The following is a 21,427-nucleotide window of genomic DNA, read 5'->3' as shown; positions in this document are numbered from 1 at the left end:
GATTATAGACTCCCTTTTTCTGCACCCTGGTGCGGTTTGATGACCAGACTGGGGTGAGTCAGTGCGGAATCTGGCAGCCCCTGCACATCACAAAGGCTGCCGTATTTCGCCCGTAATTCATCGATCGGGCCGAACTTGATCGCCCCCAGCGGACAGGTTGCGACGCACACCGGTTGTTGCCCGGCGGCCTGAAGATCGACGCAGAAATCGCATTTCGACATCTGCCCGGTCTGCTCATTGAGCTGCGGCGCGCCGTAAGGGCACGACCACGCGCAATATCCGCAGCCCACGCATTTGTCGGTATTCACCCGCACAATGCCGTCGCCGGGGCGTTTGTGCATGGCCGTCGTCGGACAGTTTTTGGTGCAAACCGGGTCTTTGCAGTGATTACAGGAAATAGACAGCGTGTAGGCGTACACGTTATTCGTCATTCCGCCCTGCCCTGTGGGGATAAAACCGCCGCCTTTCACTTCATAAACACGGCGAAAGCGCCTGCCGACGTCAAGATTGTTTTTATCTTTGCAGGCAACCTGACAGGCTTTGCAGCCGGAGCAACGGGAGGAATCAATAAAGAAACCGAGCTGACGGTCACTGACCGGTGGATAATCAATAAACTGACTCATGCCTTAACAACCTCCACAAGCATGGTTTGATGGGAATTCCCTTTCGCCAGCGCGGTAATGCGCGCCGAACTGAGTACGTTGGCGCAACCGCCGTGATCGACACCGCTGGCATCCGGCTGCCACCAGGCACCGGCCTGCATCGCCACCACGCCGGGCATGATCCGCTGGGTGACTTCCGCCGGAATTTGCGTCACGCCACGGTCGTTGTGGATCCGCACACTGTCGCCCTGCGCAATACCGCGACGCCGGGCGTCCGCGGGATTGATCCACAGTTTTTGCGTCTGCACTTCCTGCAACCACGGGTTGGCATATTGCGTGGAGTTGGCGCGGTTTTTGCCTTTCCAGGTGATAAGCTGCAACGGGAATCGCGCCGCCAGCACATCCTCCGGCCCTTCGTGGGCGGGCACATAGTGCGACAGCGCCGGGATTTCCGGATGATGCATGTCATAAAGCCTGCGGGAGAAGATCTCGATTTTTCCGGAAGGTGTCTGGAAAGGATGATTTTTCGGGTCGCGGATATTGTCTTCAAACGCCACGTACGGCGCGCTTTTGAAAAGATGGCGGCGGGTCACCTGCAATTGTTCAAAGGTCGGCAGTGTTTCCTGTGGCATCGCCAGACGGGTGTTTTCCCAGATATGCGCAATCCACTCCTTCTCGTTTCGCCCCTGACTGAATTCCTTTTCAACCCCCAGTTTCGCGGCCACCTCGCGCAACCAGTCGTAATCCGACCGGCTTTCAAATGGCGGCTCAATCAGTTTTTCAGACAGCATCAGGTAATTGCCGGTGCCCCAGGTTTCGCCGATATTCCAGCGTTCCATAAAGCTGGTTTCCGGCAGCAGCAGATCGACATATTTAGCGCTTGGCGTCAGGTACAGATCGCTGGCAACAATAAATTCAATTTTGGATTCATCCTCCAGTACCTTCACGGCCTGATGGATGTCCGGGTTCTGGTTAGCCAGATAATTTCCCGCCAGCGAGAAAAGCATGCGGATATTGCTGTCGAGCTTTTCGCCGCCGGTCAGCCCGTCCTGGGGCGTGACAAGGCTCGCGTCATCCGCTGCCTGCACCCAGTTCATCACCGAGATTTTCTGTTTTACCGGATTGTCGGGCATTTCCGGCCCTGTGGTGAACTTACGGTTGCCGATGCCGCCGTAACCGCCCGCCCAGCCGCCTTTGATCCCAACATTGCCGGTAATTGTGGCCAGCAGCGTGGAGCCGCGTGCGGTGCGTTCGCCGCAGTTATGCCGTTGCGGACCCCAGCCCTGGATCAGCGCCGCCGGTTTGGTGGTTGCATAATCCCGCGCCAGCTGGCGAATGGTCTGCGCCGGAACGTGGGTGATCACTTCGGCCCATTCAGGGGTTTTCACGATGCCGTCTTTTGCCCCGTTCAGATAGGACACCAGTGATTCGTTGGCAGGCACATCTTCAGGCATTGTGCTTTCGTCAAAGCCCAGCGTGTAGCGCTCAATGAAGGCTTTGTCATGCAGATTTTCGCTGATGATGACGTACATCATCGCGTCCATCAGCGCGTTATCGGTAGAAGGGCGCAGCGGGATCCATTCATCCGCCAGCGAAGACGCAGTGTCTGAATAGCGCGGATCGACCACGATAAAACGCGTGCCCTTCTGCTTCATCTGCTGAAAATAATGATTGGTGTGCCCGAAAACGGTTTCTGCCGGGTTATGCCCCCACAGGATCACCAGCGGCGTATCGGCCAGCGTATCCAGCGTGTTACCGCTCGCCGCCGTGCCATAGGTATAAGGCGTCGCGGCGCCGGTGTTGCCCATACTGACAGAATGGTAATAACCGAGATGACCACCGGTCAGATTCAGCAAGCGGCGGGCCATGGTGTCGCCGGAGAAAGTACCGCCGCTGACCGCGGTCCCGACATGGACGTAGCGCGATGACGGCCCGTATTTTTCGGTAATATGTTGCAGATTGTCGGCGATAAGCGTTGTCGCCTCGTCCCAGCTGATCCGCTCAAATTTGCCTTCGCCGCGTTTGCCCACCCGCTTCATCGGATACTTTAAACGATCAGGATGGTAGACGAATTTGCGATAACTCCGGCCACGGACGCAGGCGCGCATTACCGGCATGGCCGGGTCCAGCTCGGCATCAGGCCGCGTGGTGATCTGAATGACCGCACCGTCCTGCACGTGCGCGCGGATATCGCACTTCCCGCCGCAGTCGAAGGTGCTGCACGTCGGGACGACGTTGACCGCCGGAGAGGATAACTCAGAAGGAGTAATCGCAGCCTGACCGGCTGCGTGGCTGAATTTGAATCCGACCAGAGGAAGCGCAGCCACCATGCTGCTGATCTTGACGAAGTCGCGCCGGGTAACGTTTGACACTACGTCACAACTATCTTTATTTTTCATAACATTGGCTCAAAAAGGAAAAGATCATCCCACACTTAACGCAAATTCATCCTTGTGGGATGTCAAGCTAACGCACACTGATACTCACTTTTGAGTAAGAATATTGGCTCCATTATCTTTTCCTGCGGATGAACATTTTTGAGAGTGATTCTTTAGTTTGAACGCATAATTTTGACGAATGTTTCATCACAAAAAAGTGACATTTTTGACCGCCAAAAAACCGCCTGCGACTCCCCGTTTTTATTCATTTCACCGGTTTCCTGCAAAATTCTGATTTTGAGTTAGATTTATAGCGTGTGATCTAAGTCACACAATAACCATAATAAAAGTATTGATTAGGGAGCGTCTGTGATTGAGAAAATAAACAGCGGCAGCGGGAATGAGGCGGCGAAAGCCTCGCAACCCACTGAACCACTGGTGAAAGTGATTGCCTTTATTGCCACATTAGGGGGGTTACTGTTTGGCTACGATACCGGCGTCATCGCCGGTGCATTGTTGTTCATGAAGCACGACCTGCATCTGACATCGTTAACGACCGGGATGGTCACCAGTTTCCTGATCCTCGGTTCGGCGGTGGGAGCCGTATGTGCCGGGCGGGTTGCTGACCGGTTTGGGCGTAAGAAAATCATCCTCGCGATGGCGTTGATTTTCATGCTCGGCTCTCTGGGTTGCGCCATGGCGCCGAACGTGGTGTTGATGATTACCTTCCGCTTTATTCTGGGCCTGGCGGTGGGCGGTGCGGCGGCGATAGTGCCGATTTATATCGCAGAAATCGTACCTTCGAACCGCCGGTGGCAGTTTGTGACCTTGCAGGAACTGATGATCGTCTCCGGGCAGCTGATCGCCTACACTAGTAATGCGGCGATTAACGAAGTCTGGGGCGGAGAAACCACCTGGCGCTGGATGCTGGGTGTCGCCTGCGTCCCGGCGGTTATTTTGTGGGTCGGGATGCTGTTCCTGCCGGATACACCGCGCTGGTACGCCATGCATGGCCGCTATCGCGAAGCGCGTGACGTGCTGGAACGCACCCGTAAAGCGGGCAAAGTGGAGAAAGAACTGAGCGAAATCCGCAGCTCCATGAGTTCCAAAAGCGAGAAGCATTCCCGCCGCCAGAAAACCATTTCTGTGTGGATGAAGCGCCTGGTATTTCTGGGGGTTGGTATCGCCATGTTGCAACAACTTTCCGGCGTGAACACCATCATGTTCTACGCGCCGACCATGTTGCAGGCCACAGGGCTGAGCACCAACGCCTCGCTGCTCGCCACCATCGCCAACGGCGTAATCTCGGTGATCATGACGTTTGTCGGTATCATGCTGCTCAGCCGTTTTGGGCGCCGTCCGCTGCTGCTGACCGGTCAGATTGGTTGTACCTGCACCCTGCTGGCGATCGGCCTTATCACCTGGCTGATGCCGGAAACGGTAAATGGTCATCCGGATACCCTGCGCAGTTATCTGGTGCTGGGCGGCATGCTGGTGTTCCTGTGTTTCCAGCAGGGCGCGCTTTCGCCGGTGACCTGGCTGTTGCTGTCAGAAATGTTCCCGATGCGCATCCGCGGAATGGCTAACGGAGTTTCGGTATTTGCCATGCAAATGACCAACTTCTCCATCGCCTTTATGTTCCCGATCATGCTGGAATCCATAGGCCTGACGATGTCCTTCTTCTGCTTTGCCGCCATCGGCGTCGCAGGCGGGATATTTGCGATCATTTTCGCCCCGGAAACGCAGGGCAAAACGCTGGAGCAGATAGAGAAACATTTTAAAAAGAACTTACAGGACGAACCCGCACCAGAGGCGTCGGGCAGCTAATCCGTTTTTAGCGGCGCAGGGACGCGCCTTCCTATTTATAAAGTTTTTATTACGCACACATCTCCATTTATATCCCCTCTCAATCAATGAAATCACCGCAACAAACTTATCTTTGCCACTCGTGATTTTCCGACTTTTCTTTCTATAAATTTCACTTAATGAAGCATATCATTCGCAGGGGACAAGGATTTTTGTCTATGCCGGGTTCAACATGAGTTGTTCAAAAGGGACTTAAAACAATGAGCATTCAGGATTACATTCTTGCAGGCACTCAATTACCGATCCACAACCATTACCAGTTAAGATTTAAACGGCTGGAATCTCAGCAGCCCGGCGTCGATATTTCGGTGCTCAAGTTCAGCGGCAGCGAGGCCATCAGCGATATTCTGCGCTATGAAATTGAGTTCACCAGCGCGGTGAAAGACATTCCCGCTCAGCACATCATCAACTATTCCGCGCTGTTCCTGATGTACCCCGACGGCAAGCCGTGGGAATCAGTTAAGCCGCGTATTATCCCCGGCGTTATTACGCAGTTCCGCCAGTGCGGGACCTCTGCTGATGAAACCCGCTACACCGTCACGCTGGAACACCGCGTCACCCGGTTAAATCAGGGCAGCAATAACGCGATTTACCAGAACGACAGCGTCATCAGCATGACCGAAAATACCTTCCTGCGTTACAACATGGACCGGCTGGATTTTCGGTTTGCGCTCAATGATCAGTATCCGCTGAAAAAATTCATGATGCAGTTCGGCGAAAGTGAGTACGCCCACATTGCGCGCCGCCTGGCAGACAGCGGTATCTCCTACTTCTTCGAATATGACGAAGAGAACAACTGCGACGTCATGGTGCTGGCCGACCATTCCTACGCCTGGCCTGAATCCGTTGCCATCCCGTTCCGCAACCCGGCGGGCATGTTCGACGGCGGCCTGGAATCAGTGTGGGAGATGTCGGTCAGCCGTAAATCTATCCCGAAATCTGTGACGGTTAACGACGACTATTACCCCGCTGCGCAGAGCGATATGACCTGCACGACGGAAACCAATCCGGACTATCCGGCGCTGGTTGCCGAAGATTACCGCTGGGGTGAGTACTATCCCGAGCCGGGCAAGGAATTCAGCAGCGAGCCCGGCCAGGGCATGTGGTACGCGAAGCGCCGTCAGGAGCGCTACCTCAGTGAGCAAATCACCTTTGAGGGCAAGTCCAACTGCATGACGCTGCGTCCGGGGATGGTTATCACCACGCCCGGCAAAGACTGGCCTGAAGCGCCGGACGGCCTGCTGATAGTCTCCACGAACTCTACAAACGTCGCCCGCGATACGGCGTACTTCGTCACCTTCACCGCCGTTCCGCGTAATACCCGGCATCCGTACCGCCCAGCCTTGCTGCCGTGGCCGACCGTCACCGGCACGCTGCCTGCCCGCATCTCCAGCGCGCATCCGGACGAACCTTACGCCCACATCAACGCCGACGGTTTGTACCGCGCCCAGTTTGGTTTCGACCGCACCGAATGGCAGAAAGGCTTTGAGAGCTGCTGGCTGCGCCTGGCTAAACCCTATTCCGGTGATACTTACGGCTTCCATATGCTGATGCTGGATTCCACCGGCGTGGCAATTGCGTTCGAAAATGGTGACGTTGACCGGCCTTATATCGCCTGTGCACTGCATGATTCAATGCACCCGGATCATGTGGCGTTACCTAATTACAAGCGGAACGTCATACGCACTCCGGCTAATAACAAGCTCCGACTAGATGACACGCGCGGCAAGGAACACATCAAGCTTTCCACACCGGCCAGCGGCAAAAGCCAGCTGAACCTGGGTGCGCTGGTCGATGACAAGCGTAAAGATCGTGGTCACGGCGCCGAGCTGCGCACCGACGACTGGGTGGCCGTTCGCGGCGGTAAAGGCGTATTTATTTCCGCCGACGTGCAGGCTTCCGCCGGTGGTCAGCAATTGGATATGCAGCAGGCCAAAGCGCTGCTTTCCAGTGCGATGGTAGAAATGCAGAGTCTGTCGGCCAGTGCCCAACAGGCCCAGGCATTAGCCGCTGATATCGACCGGCAACAGGCGTTGTTACAGCAGAAACTCGACAAGCTCCAGCAGGCCGTTTTACTGCTCAGCGCGCCAAAAGGCGTCGGGATTGTCAGCGGTGACAGCATGCAGCTGTACGCAGAAGACAGCCTGACGCTGACCGCCGGTAAGCAGGTGGATATCGGCGCGACGAAGAAATTCACCGTCGCGGCCGGTGATCAAATCAGCCTCTACAGCCGTCAGGGCACCAAAATGTTTGCCGCCAAAGGCGACATCGACGTTCAGGCACAGGGCGGGAAATTCACCACCTGGTCAACGGACGATACGCATATTGCCAGTGGAAAAAAAATGACGGTGACAGCACAGGACGAGCTGGTTCTGGTTTGCGGCGGAGCCTATATCAAGCTGAAAGGTGGGAACGTTGAGATTGGGGGGCCGGGGAAACTGCTGGTGAAAAATGGCGGCATCGTCAAGCAAGGCTCGGCCAGCATGCAGAGTGCGATGAAATCGTTCGAGCCCGAACAGTTCAATGAAGGATTTGTCGTTACTCATCCGCTCAACGGCAAGCCACTGGCTTCCCAGAAATATAAAATCACACTTGATGATGGACAGATCATTGAAGGGCTGACTGATGAAAAAGGCATGACCTCTCTCACTCAATCACAAGCCGCACAGGATATGGTCATTTCGTTACTGGATGGCGAATAAGGATTTCAAGGAAAGAATATGAAAAAAATAACTAAATTAATCATCAACGCGCTCAGTCTTTCTGCCGTGATAAGTGTGACAGGTTGTGCTGTTGGCCCCTGGGGAGGCCTCATTATAGGCAACCCTTTTTCCGGAATAGCGGAAGCTCGTCAGGCTCGAGAATATAATGAAAGGCAAGCAGAATTAAAGAAAGAAGCACTACAGAAAGAGCTATTGGCCGAAAAAACTTATGGGCCGCCACAGGTGATATATCGTATTGATAAAAAACGCTATATCACGCTTGAAAAGTATACCCATTGCGACAATGGTCAGATATTTTTTCATAATGATGAAAAAAATATAAAATTACCACTAGCTGTCTCATCGCGAAGCGTAATGAATTACAAAGGAAAATTCATCTGGGCAGCGAAGAGCGACAACATGCTGGCTTTTCCTTTAGTGAGAGGCGGCAACGATCATTGTAGTGACACTCTCAGAAGCTGTGCTTATAGCATTCTGTCAGCCAGTAACGATGGGGGGGTGAAATTTAGTGATATAACATTCGATGCAAGTAATAGCTCAAACTCTAAAGAGTACACGGTTTTTCTTACCGATGACGCTATCTACACCAAAAGAGACAAATATCCTACTGATAAATTTTCAGTAGATACAGATGGTAAATTTTATAATGTAAGGAAAGTCTGGGTCCAGGATGAGCTTTATAAAGGCTTGTTGAAGTTCGGGGTGCCAAAAGATGTTTTAGCAAATAACCGAGTAGGTTATATACCTTCTTGGCTAAAAGCATTCCACGATTACTCTGATATTCAAATTCATGAAGTTGATGTAAAGGCTCATACGTTGTTAAACCAACTCAATAACTCACCGACTTTAGAGAAATTACCTGATGAAAAGATCGGTAAATCAATAAGTAGTGAATTTACTTGCAATGCCGCACTGATACCGACTCAGCCAAAAAATCAAGGATGACCATGAAAAAGCTGACTTTACTCGCAGGTGCATTAGTATTTTCACTGACCAGCCTGAATGGCTGCGCCGTGACACCGCCTCCGGTGCAAACATCCACGCAGCCAGAAAAGCGGGCAGTACAACCCATCCATAACCCACCACAGGTGATTTATCGTATCGATAAAAATCGCTATCTCACGCTGGAGGATTATTCGAATTGTGATGATGGCTCAATTTATTATCACAATGATAACAAGAAGATAAAAACTAAACTCTGGTTCCTTTCCAAGGGAACAATTAACTATAAAGGGAAGTTTATCTGGGCAGCCAAAAATGACGACATAATGGCTCTGCCATTTGTTCGTGGTGATAACGATGCATGCGGCGACCCGCTCAGAGGCTGTGCTTATAGTATCTTGTCAACCAGTATAGATGGTGGGAAAAAATTTAGTGATATTAAGTTTGGTGCAATTAATAGCTCAAGCTCTAAAAATTACACAATCGTTTTGACTGATGACGCTATCTATATCAAAAATGAAGGGTATACCGCTGATAAATACATTGTCAATAGTACAGGTGCATTCATACAGCCACGAGAGGTTTTAATAAACGATATTTTTTACAAAAAAATGCTGACGATAGGTATCCCTCAAGATGTATTAGATAAGGAAAACCCTTTAGGTATAAGTGGTAGATTGTTATCAACAAAATATTCTTATACGGCCGAACAACTTTCTGAACTTGGTAGTAAAATAAGCATAATATATTATGACATAAGAAATAAAACACCCGAGGATGTAATTCCTGACCTGAAGCCATCCTCTCAGATTACAACTCACTTTAGTTGTGAACTCGATTTAGAGCCTCAACAAACTAAAAATCAAGGATGACCATGAAAAAGCTGACTTTACTCGCAGGTGCATTAGTGGTTTCACTGACCAGCCTTAATGGCTGTGCCGTGACATCCCCTCCAGTGCAAACATCCACGCAGCCAGAAAAGCGGGCAGTACAACCCATCCATAACCCACCACAGGTGATTTATCGTATCGATAAAAATCGCTATCTCACTCTGGAGGATTATTCGAACTGCGATGATGGTTCCATTTATTATCACAATGATAACAAGCAGATAAAAACGAAGCTTTGGTTCCTTTCTAAAGGAGCAATGAACTACAAAGGCAAGTTTATCTGGGCAGCCAAAAATGATGACACACTGGCTCTGCCATTTGTTCGTGGTGATAACGATGCATGCGGCGACCCGCTCAGAGGCTGTGCTTACAGCATTTTGTCAGCCAGTATCGATGGCGGCAAAAAATTTAGTGATATTAAATTTGGTGCAATTAATAGCTCAAGCTCTAAAAATTACACAATCGTTGTGACTGATGATGCAATTTACTTCAAAAGCAACCTATATCCATCTACTGATAAGTATGCAATCAATAGCAATGGCGAGTTTTATAACGTAAGGCAAGCCTGGATCCAAGATGAATTTTACAAAGGGATGTTGAAGTTAGGTGTACCTGAAGATGTATTAGTTAAAGAAAATCCAATGGGATATTACGATCGTAGGCTAACTAATAAATATCATTACACTGAAGCACAGGTTGATGAACTAGGTGTTAAGTCTCTAGCTTTATTTCATACTCTTAATAACTCACCGTTCACCGAAAAGCTTCCCGATATTCAAACAAGTAATTTAGGTAGCAGCAAATTTAGCTGCAACACTACATCCCTATCTTCTCAGCAAAAAAATCAAGGATGACTTATGTCGGGATCATATAATCATGATCAGCCTACTCGTTTACTAAATAGTGAAACGACTCCTAATGGTATTCAACAAGCCAGAAGTACTATGAGTCCGCAAAATGTTTGTGTTCGAGGGGAGGTAAGAAAAGGTATCCAACTCCCAGGCTTGGTTATCTTTGTTCACGGCGTAAACTCAGAAGGTGAATGGTACAAAACAGCCGAACAATATCTTTGTGAAGGCCTTAACCAACGCCTGGGACTGGAAGGCTCTCAATTCGCCTTAACACTTAACTCATACAATGAAGACAGTACATTTCCAGTTAAAATCATTACTAAAGGCCGTTCACCTGTTATACGTTTTTACTGGGGATACTCAGCAAAACCAGGTAATGAAAATGATTTTGCCATCCCACTGAGAACAGCTTTAGGTGATAGCTATACAGATCTTACAGATGAACAAATTAAGAATAGTGACGACCGTTTTTTCTGGGGCGGAGGTCCTTTCCAAAACGGCTGTACTTCACTGTATTCGCTGTGGAGCAAATATGGCTTCAGCAAATGGGTGAATAAAATCCCGATCCCTTTCAGTACGCAGTTTATCAATGAAGAAACGGACCGGCTTCTGGCAAATGCACCGCCGCGTGAATACTACGCCCATGCAGTCGAACGACTGGCAAATTTAGTGAAGAAAATTCGTGAACTCAGCCCGACGGATACCGTCACCGTTATATCTCACAGTCAGGGCACTATGATTGCCACCGCAGCGGCGGCAATGGAGGGCGCCGCGCCTGATGCACTCTTTGTGATGAATTCACCGCTCTGTCTGGAAAGTAAGGGGATGGACTATCTCTCCTATCCGTTAGCGGAATGTATTTCTGAAGCCGCGAGGCGCGTCACCTTTGCTGACATTGTCGGCAAAGTGGCTGAAAATAAGGACCGGCTTAAGAACGCCAACCCGAAGAAACTCGTCTGTGGTGTTGATGGTGCGTGCAAGAACTGGCAACCGGATGGGAAAACTTCCAATCCGAATGTTCCTGAGCGGGACAATCACGGACGCACGTATATTTATTGCAGCCCACATGACCGGGTAATGGGATCGTCACCCTTATTGAGTATTGGTTGGCAAGGGCTTCCCAATACGAAAGCCAGCAACTATACCCAGCCGCACCCTGTCTTTGCGATGGTGCCGAAAAACTCACTTTTTGTGCGCATGCTCGCCCGTAATATGGCTTGTGGCGAAGCACCGAATCCGCAAACACCGTTCGGTACGTTGCCAGATATGAGCAGGGACTGGAAGCCGAATGGCGGTAAGACATTCTGGGACAGTAATGATTCTGTGTTTAGTCGCCAGGCATGGCCTAATCCGGACCCAAACCAAAAGCTGTTCATCAATGCCGAACAGGTCCCTCTGCCAATAACTGCGGAGCAGCTGGCTGATTTCGATACAGACCGTAAACATATTAAAGATTTACCCGCTGACTTAGCTAAAAATGGAATCTATCTGGCCGACAAAGACTACGACGATTATGGCTACGGATGGGGGAAAAAAGATCCGTCTTCAAAGGGCTTCAACGACAATACCTACAAATATTACATCAAACTCTATGGCTTCAATGAGCGCAAAACCTTCCCTGTTCCGCCAGACTCTGGTTCTCCCTATGATAAACGGAATGTTGACAGGGAAAGCGTTGAGCATATGCGCTCGCGCATAAGCCAGTATATTTCCCGGCCTGCCGACCACAGTGATTTACCCCAGAACCCGTTGTTCCTTCAGCAGGTGCTGGCCTACGACTTGCCAATTGGATTCTGTAACATCGGACAAAACGAAACACAGATGCAGATGCTGCGAGATATGGCTGACTGGACACAAAGAGGTTCAGACCCATATTACAAAACAGGTACATTCACTCCGCCACCGCTGCCACCTATTATCCGTAAAGACGTGGATGCCGATGCCCAGCAACGTTATGACGCGGCGGTGAAAAAGGCCGAGGCTGACAATCTCGCGTTAGTCCGGGCACAGAAACCGCAGAGAGAACTCGCATGAAAAATGTGGTGGTTCTCGGGGATAAAACTTCCCACGGCGGTGCTGTGATTTCTGCTTCATCGACGTTTGAAATCGAAGGTAAAAATGCTGCACTGTTAAATGACAGCGTGAGCTGCCCTGAACACGGCCCGAACCGCATTATCGAATGCGAGCCGGGTTATGAGGAGCAGGGAAAAGGGATTGTGGTACATCTCTGCAAAACTGAATGTGGGTCGGTAGTGTATGCCAGCTTCCCTGATGCAGGATTCGAATAATGGGCTGGTCAGTTCCTCAGGCTGAACCTCAGCAAAAGCCACCTGCGTGGTCACCGTGGGTGTGCGTGTTTATCTTCCTGACGGCTTTTGCACTCGCTTTAGTCTGGGTAGTGCTCGATACGCCATCAACCGGATTGTATCCGTTGTCTTCAGGGCATTATCTGCCGCTGACCGGCTTCATGTTGGTTGGGATCCTGTCGTGCCTGTCGCTTTATCTCCTGATATGGGAGGCCGGTGCGCTGATGTATTACAGCTGGACGCACTGGCAGGCAAATACAAACGCTGCGTGGCAACACTGGACACATCAGCATCTGCATATTGTTGATAGCGTGAACTTCACCACCCATCTGGATTTATACCCGCAGGTCGCGGGCCTCTACCGTCCAGAAGGCGATAACGAGGAGTCTGCTGTGTTGCTGTTTCCTGAGGACGATGCGCCGCCGGGTATTTATCGATTCGATGTCATCTGCCGCCATATCCTGACGTCGTTTCAAGACGCCATTAAAACGCTGAATCGGCCAAAACAGGTAACGTTCAGACTCTATGTGCAGACGCAAACGGAGGTGACCGAAACACACGTTCTCTACCTCGAAGAGCTCTGGCAAACGCTTTATCCCGGATACTCGTTACAGGTAAACCCTGTTCGCCCGCAGGCGTCTCTGGAAACTGTGGGAACCTGCTTAGACGCACACACGCCCTGTCTCGTTATTGCGATGCAGTATTACGACGGCGTGGAGGAAAAGCCTCTCAGCGAAATCGCCACCGGCCTGCTGCTCTCCCCCGCCAACTTGCTTAGACCAAATGCCCCGCAGCTCTTCAGAGCCATGCCGCTAAATCTGAAAACACTGCCGGAAGATTTGCTGGAACTGCGAGACATGACGCAGCAGCCGGCAGAGTCTCTTCGCCTGCTGTGGTTCTCCGGGCTGACCGACACCCTGCGTCAGAAGCTCAATGCCGTTGTCCATGACCTGAAATTACCGCTGCGCAAAGAAGCCCCGATGGGCGGGCAGCTGGATTTCGACAAAGGCTGCGGAATGTATGGGTCACTTTCAGGCTGGCTGATGATCGGCGCCGCCGCTGATATGATTACGCGCGGTCAGGGCAGCCAGTGGGTATTGGCCGCCGCAGAAGGATCAGCCTGGGCAGTTGTTATCGGGAATAAAGCGCCGGTTCAGGCTGACTATCACAGCCAGTTACCCCGCGATGTCTACCCTGCCGGATGCCTGGTCGCTTCACTACTGTTCAATCTGGTGTTGTTCTGGTCGCTCGGCAATGCCTTCCCGGACTGGCTGTTTTCTTTCTGGGGCGCGATCACGCTGATCCTGACACTGGTTGTCACAATGATTGGCAGCGCCGTGGGCCTGCGGATCGTGTTAAATCGCCTGCTTGAGCCGCACTTTATCCGTTCTGCGCAGCAAGGAAGCTGATTGTGAAGAAATTCATTAAGCCACTGGGAATACTGTTCCTGCTGCTGGCCGTTGCAGTCGCGATTATCTGTGTGTTCCGGCAATACGGCGTGTTTTCTTCGTCCTCAAAGCACTCCGGCATTTTAATGACCGTTCTGGTCATCACGCTTATTGTCGCGCTTATTGCCCTGTCATTTACCCTCGTCACCACATCGGCCAGTTGGCGGGTTCCTGTGCGCCCTAAAGTCGCCCCGGCGGGTTTAGAATCAGAGCGCCCCGTTCAGGCGTCCATTGATGTTGGCCTGTTAAAATCCGCCCTCAGGTATCGCTACGGCCTGCGCTGGAAACGCAAACTCTCCTGGCTGCTGGTGATGGGCGATGCGACGGATATTGAAGCGGTCGCGCCGGGGCTGACGGGATCTGGCTGGATGACCGTCGGCAATACCCTGCTGTTATGGGGCGGGTCGCTGGCGGCGGGCGGCAATACGGCAGATCTTCAGGCGTTGCGCCGTCTGCGTCCTCACGCCCCTGCCGATGCGCTGATCTGGGTCAGCCATGAGGCGCAATACACTCAGGCGGAACAGGCCGACGCGGTACTTCGCGGTTATGAAATCGTCCGCCACCGGCTGCGCTGGGAACTGCCGGTGTATCTGCTGGACCGGCGTAAACTGACCTGGCCGCAACCGGAACGGCCGGTGCAGCTGGTCGGGGTGTTCGATAACAAAAGGCTGACACCGGAGTCTTTATCGTCTTCTGTCGATTCACTGCTCCCTGAACTTCGCGCACAGGGCATGGCACAAATCAGCGGAAACCTGAGCCATGCGTTTTTGCTGCAACTGGCCAGTGATTTAAAAGCCCGCCTGACCGGCTGGACAGACGCCTTTAAACCCCTGCTAAACAGCTACCGGCCGGTGCCTCTTTACGGCGTGGCGTTTTCACCGGCGCTGACGTTACGGGCGTACAGCCCGCATGAACGCGCGGATTCTCCGGTTTGGCGGGAATTGTCTGCCGGCATTCACAGCCGCGCCGGTCGTCCGGTTGGGGTAACGGCGCGAACAGTGGCGAAGTGGAGCGCCGCGACCGCGATGCTGGTATTGGCCATCGGTACAATCGTGTCCGGCATCAGTAATTACCGGCTGGTGACCGGCAGCATGGAGCTGGTTCAGCAGGCAAAAACTTCGCCCTCGCCTGCCGTTTTGTCTTCGTTGCAACAGAGGGTGCAATCCTTACTGGCTCAGCAGGAACAGGGCACGCCGCTGTATCGCCGGTTCGGTCTGGACGTGACGGATTCGCTGCTTCCTGCCCTCTGGCCGGGATACTCGACGCTGGCCCACAGGCTTATCGTTCAACCGGCGCAGCGGCAGCTTATTGCGGCGCTGGTATCACCCACGCCTTCCTACGATGCCCTGAAAACCTACCTGATGCTGGCCCAGCCCGACAAAACCACCGGCGCAGAGGCGCAGCGCTATTTAACGCAGCAGCTGACGCCGTTGCTGAAAAACGTTGCGCCGCAGGATATCGATTTTGTGGCCACGCAGTTTGCCCGGCATCATGACTGGAAAATTACCCCAGACAGCGCGGCGGTCACGCAGGCGCGGGCGGCCTTGCTGAACGCCATGAGCGGCGCGGATGCAGAACAAAAACTTTATGGTTCCCTGATTTACCGCACCTCCCGCAACTACGCGGATTTGTCGCTGACGCAGCTGCTTGACGGTCAGGAGACCGGCGGGATGTTCACCCTTGAGGCAGAAGTACCAGGCAGCTTTACCCGCCAGGCGTACGAAGGCGCAATCGCGCCGGAGATAGCCGCACTGGTCACCCAGCGTCAGGAACAGGTTGGTTGGGTACTGGCAGAGCCGGGGCATCAGGTGGAAGCGTCACTCTCCCCCGCCGCACTGGGTGAACGGTTAACGGCGCGCTATTTTGCCGAATACGGTACCGCGTGGCAGAAAACGCTTAACCAGCTGAAGGCGCATACGGCGGCGAATCCGGCAGAGCAGTTGGCACTGGCTTCTGACGTCAGCCGGTCGCCACAGATAGCGCTGATGAAACAGCTTGCCTGGCAGGGACTGGCAGGCAGCCCGAACGAACGACGCAGTGAGCTGATCCCTGCCCTGCAGCCGGTGTTTGGCGGCATCGTCTCAATGGCGACCGGTGCCAGTAAAGGGAACGGTATTACGCTATCGCGCTGGCGGTCACAAACAGCCGCACTGCGCGACAAGATGCGCAACCTGTCAGCGGCCACCGGCGGTACGGCGGCGCTCTCGCAGTCGGTATTTCGCGGGACACAGATCGATAACGCGGTTTCTGAGTTGCCCGCCCGTCTGCGTATCCAGCTGGGCAGCGGCTGGCAACCGATGGCACAGGCGCTGTTTTTGGCGCCGCTCAGCCAGACATGGAAAGGCGTGATGACCACCGGCGTAAAAGGCATGGATGCAAAGTGGCAGCAGGAGATTGTCGCCACCTGGCACAAAGAATTCGATAACACCTTCCCGTTCACCGACAGCCCGAAAGACGCGTCGCTGGCGGCGCTGAACGATTTTATCAACCCGCAGACCGGCCTGATTGCCGGTTTTGTCCGTGAACACCTTAACGGCGTGCTGGAGTACAAAGACAACCGCTGGCAGAAGGCCGACAAACTGCCGCCGGGGCTGACGGTGAACGCCGCGTTTCTCAGCAAGCTGAACCAGATTGACCGGTTAGGTCACGCGCTTAACGATACGGGTTGGGGATTTCGTTTCAAGCTGCAGGCGGGCACCGCCAGAGACGTGGTGCAGACCGAACTGAACATCGATGGCCAGAAGCTGGTGTACTTCAATCAGATGCTGTTATGGCAGGACATTCAGTGGCCGGGCGACACGTACTATCCCGGTGCATCGCTGGTGTGGACCAGCGTCCGTGCCGGTGCGCGGCTCTATTTTGACACGCCTGGCACCTGGGCATTTTACCGGCTGCTGAAGAAGGCCAACATCACGCAGGTGGACGACACGCATTATCAGGTGGTCTGGACCGCCGGTGACGGCCTGCCGCTCAATTACCGCCTGGCCTTTATCGCCGGTAACGATCCGGTCAGCCTGCTGAAACTTGATGGTTTCAGATTACCCAATACTATTTTCCGATAACGCAGGCACCGACATGGAAGACAATTTCTTAAAATATTTTGACGGCGAAATGCGCTATCTGAAGGAAGCCGGGCTGGAGTTTGCGCAAGAATTCCCGGAGCTGGGCCGCGCGCTGGGATTAGACGGCACCCCGGTCCCCCGTGATGACTCCGTCGAGCGGCTGTTTCAGGGGTTTTCGCTGATGATGGCGAAACTGCGGCAGAAAATTGACGATGACATTCCCGAGCTGACCGAGCCGCTGCTTTCGCATCTGCTGCCGGTGATTAACCGCACCCTGCCCTCCACGGCCATCGTCGAACTGACACCGGCCGCGCCGGATCTGCATGTGCGGAAAGAGCTGTTACCCGCTGAAAGCGAGCTCTTTACACAACAGCTCGGCAATGATCGCCAGCGTTGTGCGTATCGCACAGTACGGGATCTGGAAATCCATCCATTTTCGCTGGAAACCGTCTCGTTATTCACCCTGCAGGAAGGCCAGCAGGCACTACGGCTGCGGTTCTCACTTCCCGCACTGATTGAAATTCGCCCCGCCGACTGGCAGAACATCAGCCTGTATCTCAACGGCGACCGCGTGCTGCAGTCGGCGCTGTATCTGGCCCTCAGCCGTCAGGTAAAGCGGGTGAATGTGCGGTTCTGGCAGGAATCCACTGAGCTGAAACCGGCAGATGTGCAGTTTTTGCCGCGCTGGCAGGCAGAGAACGACGCCTCAATCTGGCCGGAGAGCGACAGCCCGGCCCTGTGCGGCGAGGTGCGCCCGTGGCTGGAGTATTTCACTTCACTGGCGCGTTATTTCTTTATGCAGCTGCGTGGGCTCGAGGCCCTGACCTTCCCGCCGGACACCACCTCCTTTGATATCGAGGTGACGCTCAGCGAACGCTGGCCATACGATCTGGCCGTGCCGCAGGACGCCATCCGCATGCACTGTGTGCCGGTGATTAACCTGTTCCGCCTGCTGGCCCAGCCGCTGAGCGTCACTGCCGCAGTCAGCGATTACCGCCTGCGACCTCACCGGCTCAGCGACGGCCATACCGAGATTTATGCGGTCAATGACGTGGCAGAGGTCGCCGAAGACAACGCTGAATTCAGCTACGTGCCCTACAGCCAGTTTCGTCAGAAAGGCGGCATGCTGAAATACGCTAAAAACTGGCCCGACCGTTATTACCACACCCGCATGTACCGGGGGACGTCCGGCCTGAACGAGACCATTTTAATGCTCGGAGGGCGCACGCACGAGGAACAGGACGGGCTCAAGATGCGCCTGAACATGACCTGCACCAACGGCGCCTGGCCGCGCATGGCGTTGCAGGAGAGCGTCTTTGACGGCGAAACCGCCCTGGGTAATCTTGAACTGAAGTGTTCAACCCGCTTGCGTCCCACTATGCCGCATTACCCGCCGACCGCTGAACTTTATCAGTGGCAGGTGCTGTCTCTGCTGCATCCGCAGGCCATCGCCGGTCTGATGGAGATCGACACGCTGCGTCACGCGCTCAGCCTGCTGGACTGGACGCATGACCCGGACAACGCGCGGCGTATTGCGGGCATTACACAGGTGAGCTATACGCCGTCTCACTACCCTGCCGAAGGCTGGCACGGCGTGGCCATCCGCGTGACATTGGATGAACATCAGTTCTGTGGTTCGGGCGATGCATTGCTGTTTTGCGAAATTCTGGAGCAGTTCTACACCCAGTACGCCGATATCCGCCGGTTCATTCAGCTGACGGTGACGCTCAGTCAGTCCGGGACACAATGGGCATGGCCGGAACGACGCTTAACCCGGATTTTATTCTGATGATGAAAGATAACGAAAAGCGCCTGAAAGAATTCTGGCAAGACAGTGAAGGCAACGACCGGGCGCATGCGTTTAACTTCTACCGTTTCTGCCAGCTGCTGGAGAAACAGCTCTCGGATAACAAACCGATCGGCAGCACCTTTTCGCCGAAAAACGACGCGGTGCGTTTTCGTCCGCATCCGGGGATGGGTTTTCCGGTCAGCGAGCTAAAAGCGGTGGAGACGAATGCGGAACGCCCGGACGCGCCGCCGACGGTGCGCACCACCTTTATGGGACTGTACGGCGTGGATTCGCCGCTCCCGACCAGCTATATCGATGACATCACCCAGCGGCGTGAAGGCCATGAAGCGATGGAAGCCTTTTTAGACATCTTCAACCACCGGATGATGACGCAGTTTTACCGTATCTGGCGAAAGTACAGCTATCCGGCCACCTTTGAAAACGGCGGTACCGACAAAACGTCGCGCAGCCTGATGGCCCTGACCGGTATCACCGACAGCGGCGACGTGCCCGCCTCGCGGTTACTGGCGTTACTTCAACCGCTGGTCAGAACCACCCGCACAGCGGAAGGCATAGTCAGCGTGATCCGCACGCAGGCACCCAACACTCGCGTCATTGTTAAACCGCATAAGGTCACGCGGATGCCCGCCGGAAAACGGGCAAGGTTCTCTTTTTCAGAACAACAACGGCTGGGGGATCATCTGGTACTTGGCAGCATGTCATCCGATGCCAACTACTGCATTGGCGTGGAGATGTTTACAGAAGATCCGGCGGAAGCCAAAAGCTGGTTACCCGGCGGCCAACTGCGGGAGGATGTGTTTACACTGCTACGCGTGTACCTGGGGTGTGATTACGATGCCAGCCTGACACTCACTATTCCGATGGAACTGGCTCCGTTGCCACGTCTCGGCGACCCTTGGTTACTGATGGGATATAACGTCGTAATGGGTTTACGTGAGGATAATCTGGAAGAAATGCCAGAGCGGGTGAAAATGAAACTGGGGCAAATCCGCAGTCAATAGGTGATGAGGCAGAAGCTGCCTCACACCCATCACATTTGATGCATCATGTTGTATACTCATCGCCGACGGTTTCTTCTCTATTCCGGGTGCGCGCACTCTATTGCTACGGTGAACATTTGAATTATCCCATCAGCTCGATTAACCACGCCTACCTGGGCAGCAGCGTGTATGCCACGCTGCGCGAAGCCCTGATTACCGGCCGTCTGAAACCTAACGATCGTCTGCGCATCCGCGAACTGGCTGAGCAGGTGGGCACCAGCGTCACGCCGGTGCGTGATGCGATTTTACAGCTGGCAAAAGAGCAGGCCCTGGAAATGCGCACGCCAAAAGATATCCGCGTGCCGCAGCTTGATGAGCAGCAATATCATGAAATTCGTACGTTGCGCCTCGAGCTGGAAGGCCTCGGCGCGGAGAAAGCGGCGCAGTCGGTGACCGTCTATGAGTTAGAGCGCATTACGCAAAACATTGAGGCCAACCGCAACGCCATCAGCAACGAAGATTTACCCGAAGCCCTGCGCCTGAACAGCGAGTTTCATCTGATGCTGGCAGAAAGTGCGCGGATGCCGTTGCTGAGTAATTTCATCGACAGCTTATGGATGCGCACCGGCCCGTTGATTGCTCAGGCTTACGCCCATTTTTCCCAGCGTATGGCTATCGAGCATCATCAGGAGATTTTGCTGGCGTTGCGTAAAGGTGATGGCGCGGCGGCGAAACGGGCGATTCAGGAAGATATTCTCGACGGCAGCCAGAAAATGGTCGAATTCCTGGCGGCCAGTCGTGAAGGGTTTGAGTAACAGCACCGCGATCAGCGAGCTGATTTAGCGGTTACAACAGATCTCCGTAAGGCATGTGGTGCTCGGAAAGCATTCCTGTGAGCACCACATTGGCGGTACGCGTACCCTGTAAACGGTCATACATTTTGTACATTTTCTGCAAACCATTATCGACAGCGTGGATCACCGTTGGAGTAAACACATCCTCATTCCAGCGAATTATCATTCCCCCTGTATTTGGATCGAAAATAAAGATTTCATCGCCGGTACCATAAAATGCGATGCCCATGTGATTCATCGGATATGAGCTGCGTTTTAAATAGGCGCAATTATCTCTGCGCTTGTTAATTTCTCCGACAGATAAAACCAGTAATACCAGACCACATCCCCTTACAAAGGGTTTCTCGGGAAGAATACATCGTGAATATTGGCTTTGCAGATGGAAAATTCTTTGGCGAAAATCCTGAAACCCTGGTGGGATTGTATTATCTAAAATATTCCCCGACGCCCGTACCGCACTCAGATACTCCTCAGCGTAATCAAACACTTGCCTGGGCGTCAGGGAAGTGTCTGCCCCGTCAGCGCAATCAAGAATATGCGACACCAGAGCCACACTGAGCCCGCAGCAAAATCCCCCCTGAGTTTGTAATTCGGACTGACGGCAGCGAAAACGATTAAACTCCTGAACAGACATTTCTCTCTCCTTTTAAAAATATACATTCACACAATTATTTTTATTCATTGGCAACATAGCTAAAACATATAGCTAAATAAG

General features: G+C 53.2%; 15 protein-coding genes. 12 read left to right on the top strand and 3 right to left on the bottom strand.

The features are described from left to right. Positions 1 to 2: 2 nt before the first annotated feature. Both ABSH60_RS21485 and ABSH60_RS21480 read right to left on the bottom strand, forming a co-directional pair. Positions 3 to 623 (bottom strand): DMSO/selenate family reductase complex B subunit, encoded by a 621-nt coding sequence (locus ABSH60_RS21485; RefSeq protein ID WP_217204398.1) that lies wholly within the window; start codon positions 621 to 623, stop codon positions 3 to 5. After that, a complete protein-coding gene (locus ABSH60_RS21480) occupies positions 620 to 3,001 on the bottom strand; it encodes a DMSO/selenate family reductase complex A subunit (RefSeq protein ID WP_390976067.1) in 2,382 nt (793 codons plus the stop codon). Before ABSH60_RS21480 ends, ABSH60_RS21485 begins: the two co-directional genes overlap by 4 nt. 348 nt (positions 3,002 to 3,349) lie before the next feature. Between ABSH60_RS21480 and ABSH60_RS21475 the strand changes: the two genes are divergently transcribed. The 12 genes from ABSH60_RS21475 (at position 3,350) to ABSH60_RS21420 (ending at position 20,673) form a co-directional block, all read left to right on the top strand. Continuing rightward, complete coding sequence (locus ABSH60_RS21475; RefSeq protein WP_390976065.1) at positions 3,350 to 4,807, top strand: sugar porter family MFS transporter; 1,458 nt, start codon at positions 3,350 to 3,352, stop codon at positions 4,805 to 4,807. A gap of 239 nt (positions 4,808 to 5,046) precedes the next feature. After that, positions 5,047 to 7,548 (top strand): type VI secretion system tip protein VgrG, encoded by a 2,502-nt coding sequence (locus ABSH60_RS21470; RefSeq protein ID WP_390976063.1) that lies wholly within the window; start codon positions 5,047 to 5,049, stop codon positions 7,546 to 7,548. Positions 7,549 to 7,566: 18 nt separating this feature from the next. Further along, a complete protein-coding gene (locus ABSH60_RS21465; RefSeq protein WP_390976061.1) occupies positions 7,567 to 8,514 on the top strand; it encodes a hypothetical protein in 948 nt (315 codons plus the stop codon). A 2-nt stretch (positions 8,515 to 8,516) separates the two neighbouring features. Further along, on the top strand, positions 8,517 to 9,383 hold the full coding sequence (locus ABSH60_RS21460) for a hypothetical protein (RefSeq protein ID WP_390976059.1): 867 nt from the start codon (positions 8,517 to 8,519) through the stop codon (positions 9,381 to 9,383). A gap of 2 nt (positions 9,384 to 9,385) precedes the next feature. Next, a complete protein-coding gene (locus ABSH60_RS21455) occupies positions 9,386 to 10,255 on the top strand; it encodes a hypothetical protein (RefSeq protein ID WP_390976058.1) in 870 nt (289 codons plus the stop codon). Between the two features lie 3 nt (positions 10,256 to 10,258). Further along, positions 10,259 to 12,286: a hypothetical protein gene (locus ABSH60_RS21450; protein WP_390976056.1), complete on the top strand. Its 2,028-nt coding sequence runs from the start codon at positions 10,259 to 10,261 to the stop codon at positions 12,284 to 12,286. After that, positions 12,283 to 12,540 (top strand): PAAR domain-containing protein, encoded by a 258-nt coding sequence (locus ABSH60_RS21445; protein ID WP_113878377.1) that lies wholly within the window; start codon positions 12,283 to 12,285, stop codon positions 12,538 to 12,540. Before ABSH60_RS21450 ends, ABSH60_RS21445 begins: the two co-directional genes overlap by 4 nt. Further along, on the top strand, positions 12,540 to 13,967 hold the full coding sequence (locus ABSH60_RS21440) for a hypothetical protein (RefSeq protein ID WP_390976054.1): 1,428 nt from the start codon (positions 12,540 to 12,542) through the stop codon (positions 13,965 to 13,967). The genes ABSH60_RS21445 and ABSH60_RS21440 overlap by 1 nt, the downstream gene beginning before the upstream one ends. 2 nt (positions 13,968 to 13,969) lie before the next feature. Next, positions 13,970 to 17,068: an ImcF-related family protein gene (locus tag ABSH60_RS21435; RefSeq protein ID WP_390976052.1), complete on the top strand. Its 3,099-nt coding sequence runs from the start codon at positions 13,970 to 13,972 to the stop codon at positions 17,066 to 17,068. 13 nt (positions 17,069 to 17,081) lie between these two features. After that, on the top strand, positions 17,082 to 18,857 hold the full coding sequence (tssF, locus tag ABSH60_RS21430; RefSeq protein ID WP_390976050.1) for a type VI secretion system baseplate subunit TssF: 1,776 nt from the start codon (positions 17,082 to 17,084) through the stop codon (positions 18,855 to 18,857). After that, positions 18,821 to 19,879, top strand: coding sequence for a type VI secretion system baseplate subunit TssG (tssG, locus tag ABSH60_RS21425; RefSeq protein WP_390976048.1), 1,059 nt, complete (start codon positions 18,821 to 18,823; stop codon positions 19,877 to 19,879). Before tssF ends, tssG begins: the two co-directional genes overlap by 37 nt. Positions 19,880 to 19,995: 116 nt before the next feature. Further along, the gene (locus tag ABSH60_RS21420; protein WP_136376956.1) at positions 19,996 to 20,673 is read left to right on the top strand and encodes a GntR family transcriptional regulator; all 678 of its coding nucleotides are present in this window, start codon (positions 19,996 to 19,998) and stop codon (positions 20,671 to 20,673) included. A 31-nt stretch (positions 20,674 to 20,704) separates the two neighbouring features. Here the strand turns inward: ABSH60_RS21420 and ABSH60_RS21415 are convergent, their stop codons facing one another. Then, entirely contained in the window at positions 20,705 to 21,346 is a 642-nt protein-coding gene (locus ABSH60_RS21415) for a hypothetical protein (RefSeq protein ID WP_390976046.1), read from the bottom strand. Positions 21,347 to 21,427 lie beyond the last annotated feature (81 nt).

This window comes from Rahnella sp. R3(2024), from assembly GCF_042920125.1.
Classification (GTDB): domain Bacteria; phylum Pseudomonadota; class Gammaproteobacteria; order Enterobacterales; family Enterobacteriaceae; genus Rahnella; species Rahnella rivi.
The sequence above is the reverse complement of the archived record's forward strand: the minus strand, read 5'-3'. Positions and strand labels throughout refer to the sequence as shown.

Bases quoted from the DNA above. Each gene is read 5' to 3' on its own strand.
- ABSH60_RS21470 (WP_390976063.1), top strand. From the start codon at position 5,047: ATGAGCATTCAGGATTACATTCTTGCAGGCACTCAATTACCGATCCAC.
- ABSH60_RS21415 (WP_390976046.1), bottom strand. From the start codon at position 21,346: ATGTCTGTTCAGGAGTTTAATCGTTTTCGCTGCCGTCAGTCCGAATTA.
- ABSH60_RS21445 (WP_113878377.1), top strand. From the start codon at position 12,283: ATGAAAAATGTGGTGGTTCTCGGGGATAAAACTTCCCACGGCGGTGCT.
- ABSH60_RS21465 (WP_390976061.1), top strand. From the start codon at position 7,567: ATGAAAAAAATAACTAAATTAATCATCAACGCGCTCAGTCTTTCTGCC.
- ABSH60_RS21485 (WP_217204398.1), bottom strand. From the start codon at position 623: ATGAGTCAGTTTATTGATTATCCACCGGTCAGTGACCGTCAGCTCGGT.
- ABSH60_RS21480 (WP_390976067.1), bottom strand. From the start codon at position 3,001: ATGAAAAATAAAGATAGTTGTGACGTAGTGTCAAACGTTACCCGGCGC.
- ABSH60_RS21440 (WP_390976054.1), top strand. From the start codon at position 12,540: ATGGGCTGGTCAGTTCCTCAGGCTGAACCTCAGCAAAAGCCACCTGCG.
- ABSH60_RS21450 (WP_390976056.1), top strand. From the start codon at position 10,259: ATGTCGGGATCATATAATCATGATCAGCCTACTCGTTTACTAAATAGT.
- tssG (WP_390976048.1), top strand. From the start codon at position 18,821: ATGGCCGGAACGACGCTTAACCCGGATTTTATTCTGATGATGAAAGAT.
- tssF (WP_390976050.1), top strand. From the start codon at position 17,082: ATGGAAGACAATTTCTTAAAATATTTTGACGGCGAAATGCGCTATCTG.
- ABSH60_RS21460 (WP_390976059.1), top strand. From the start codon at position 8,517: ATGAAAAAGCTGACTTTACTCGCAGGTGCATTAGTATTTTCACTGACC.
- ABSH60_RS21455 (WP_390976058.1), top strand. From the start codon at position 9,386: ATGAAAAAGCTGACTTTACTCGCAGGTGCATTAGTGGTTTCACTGACC.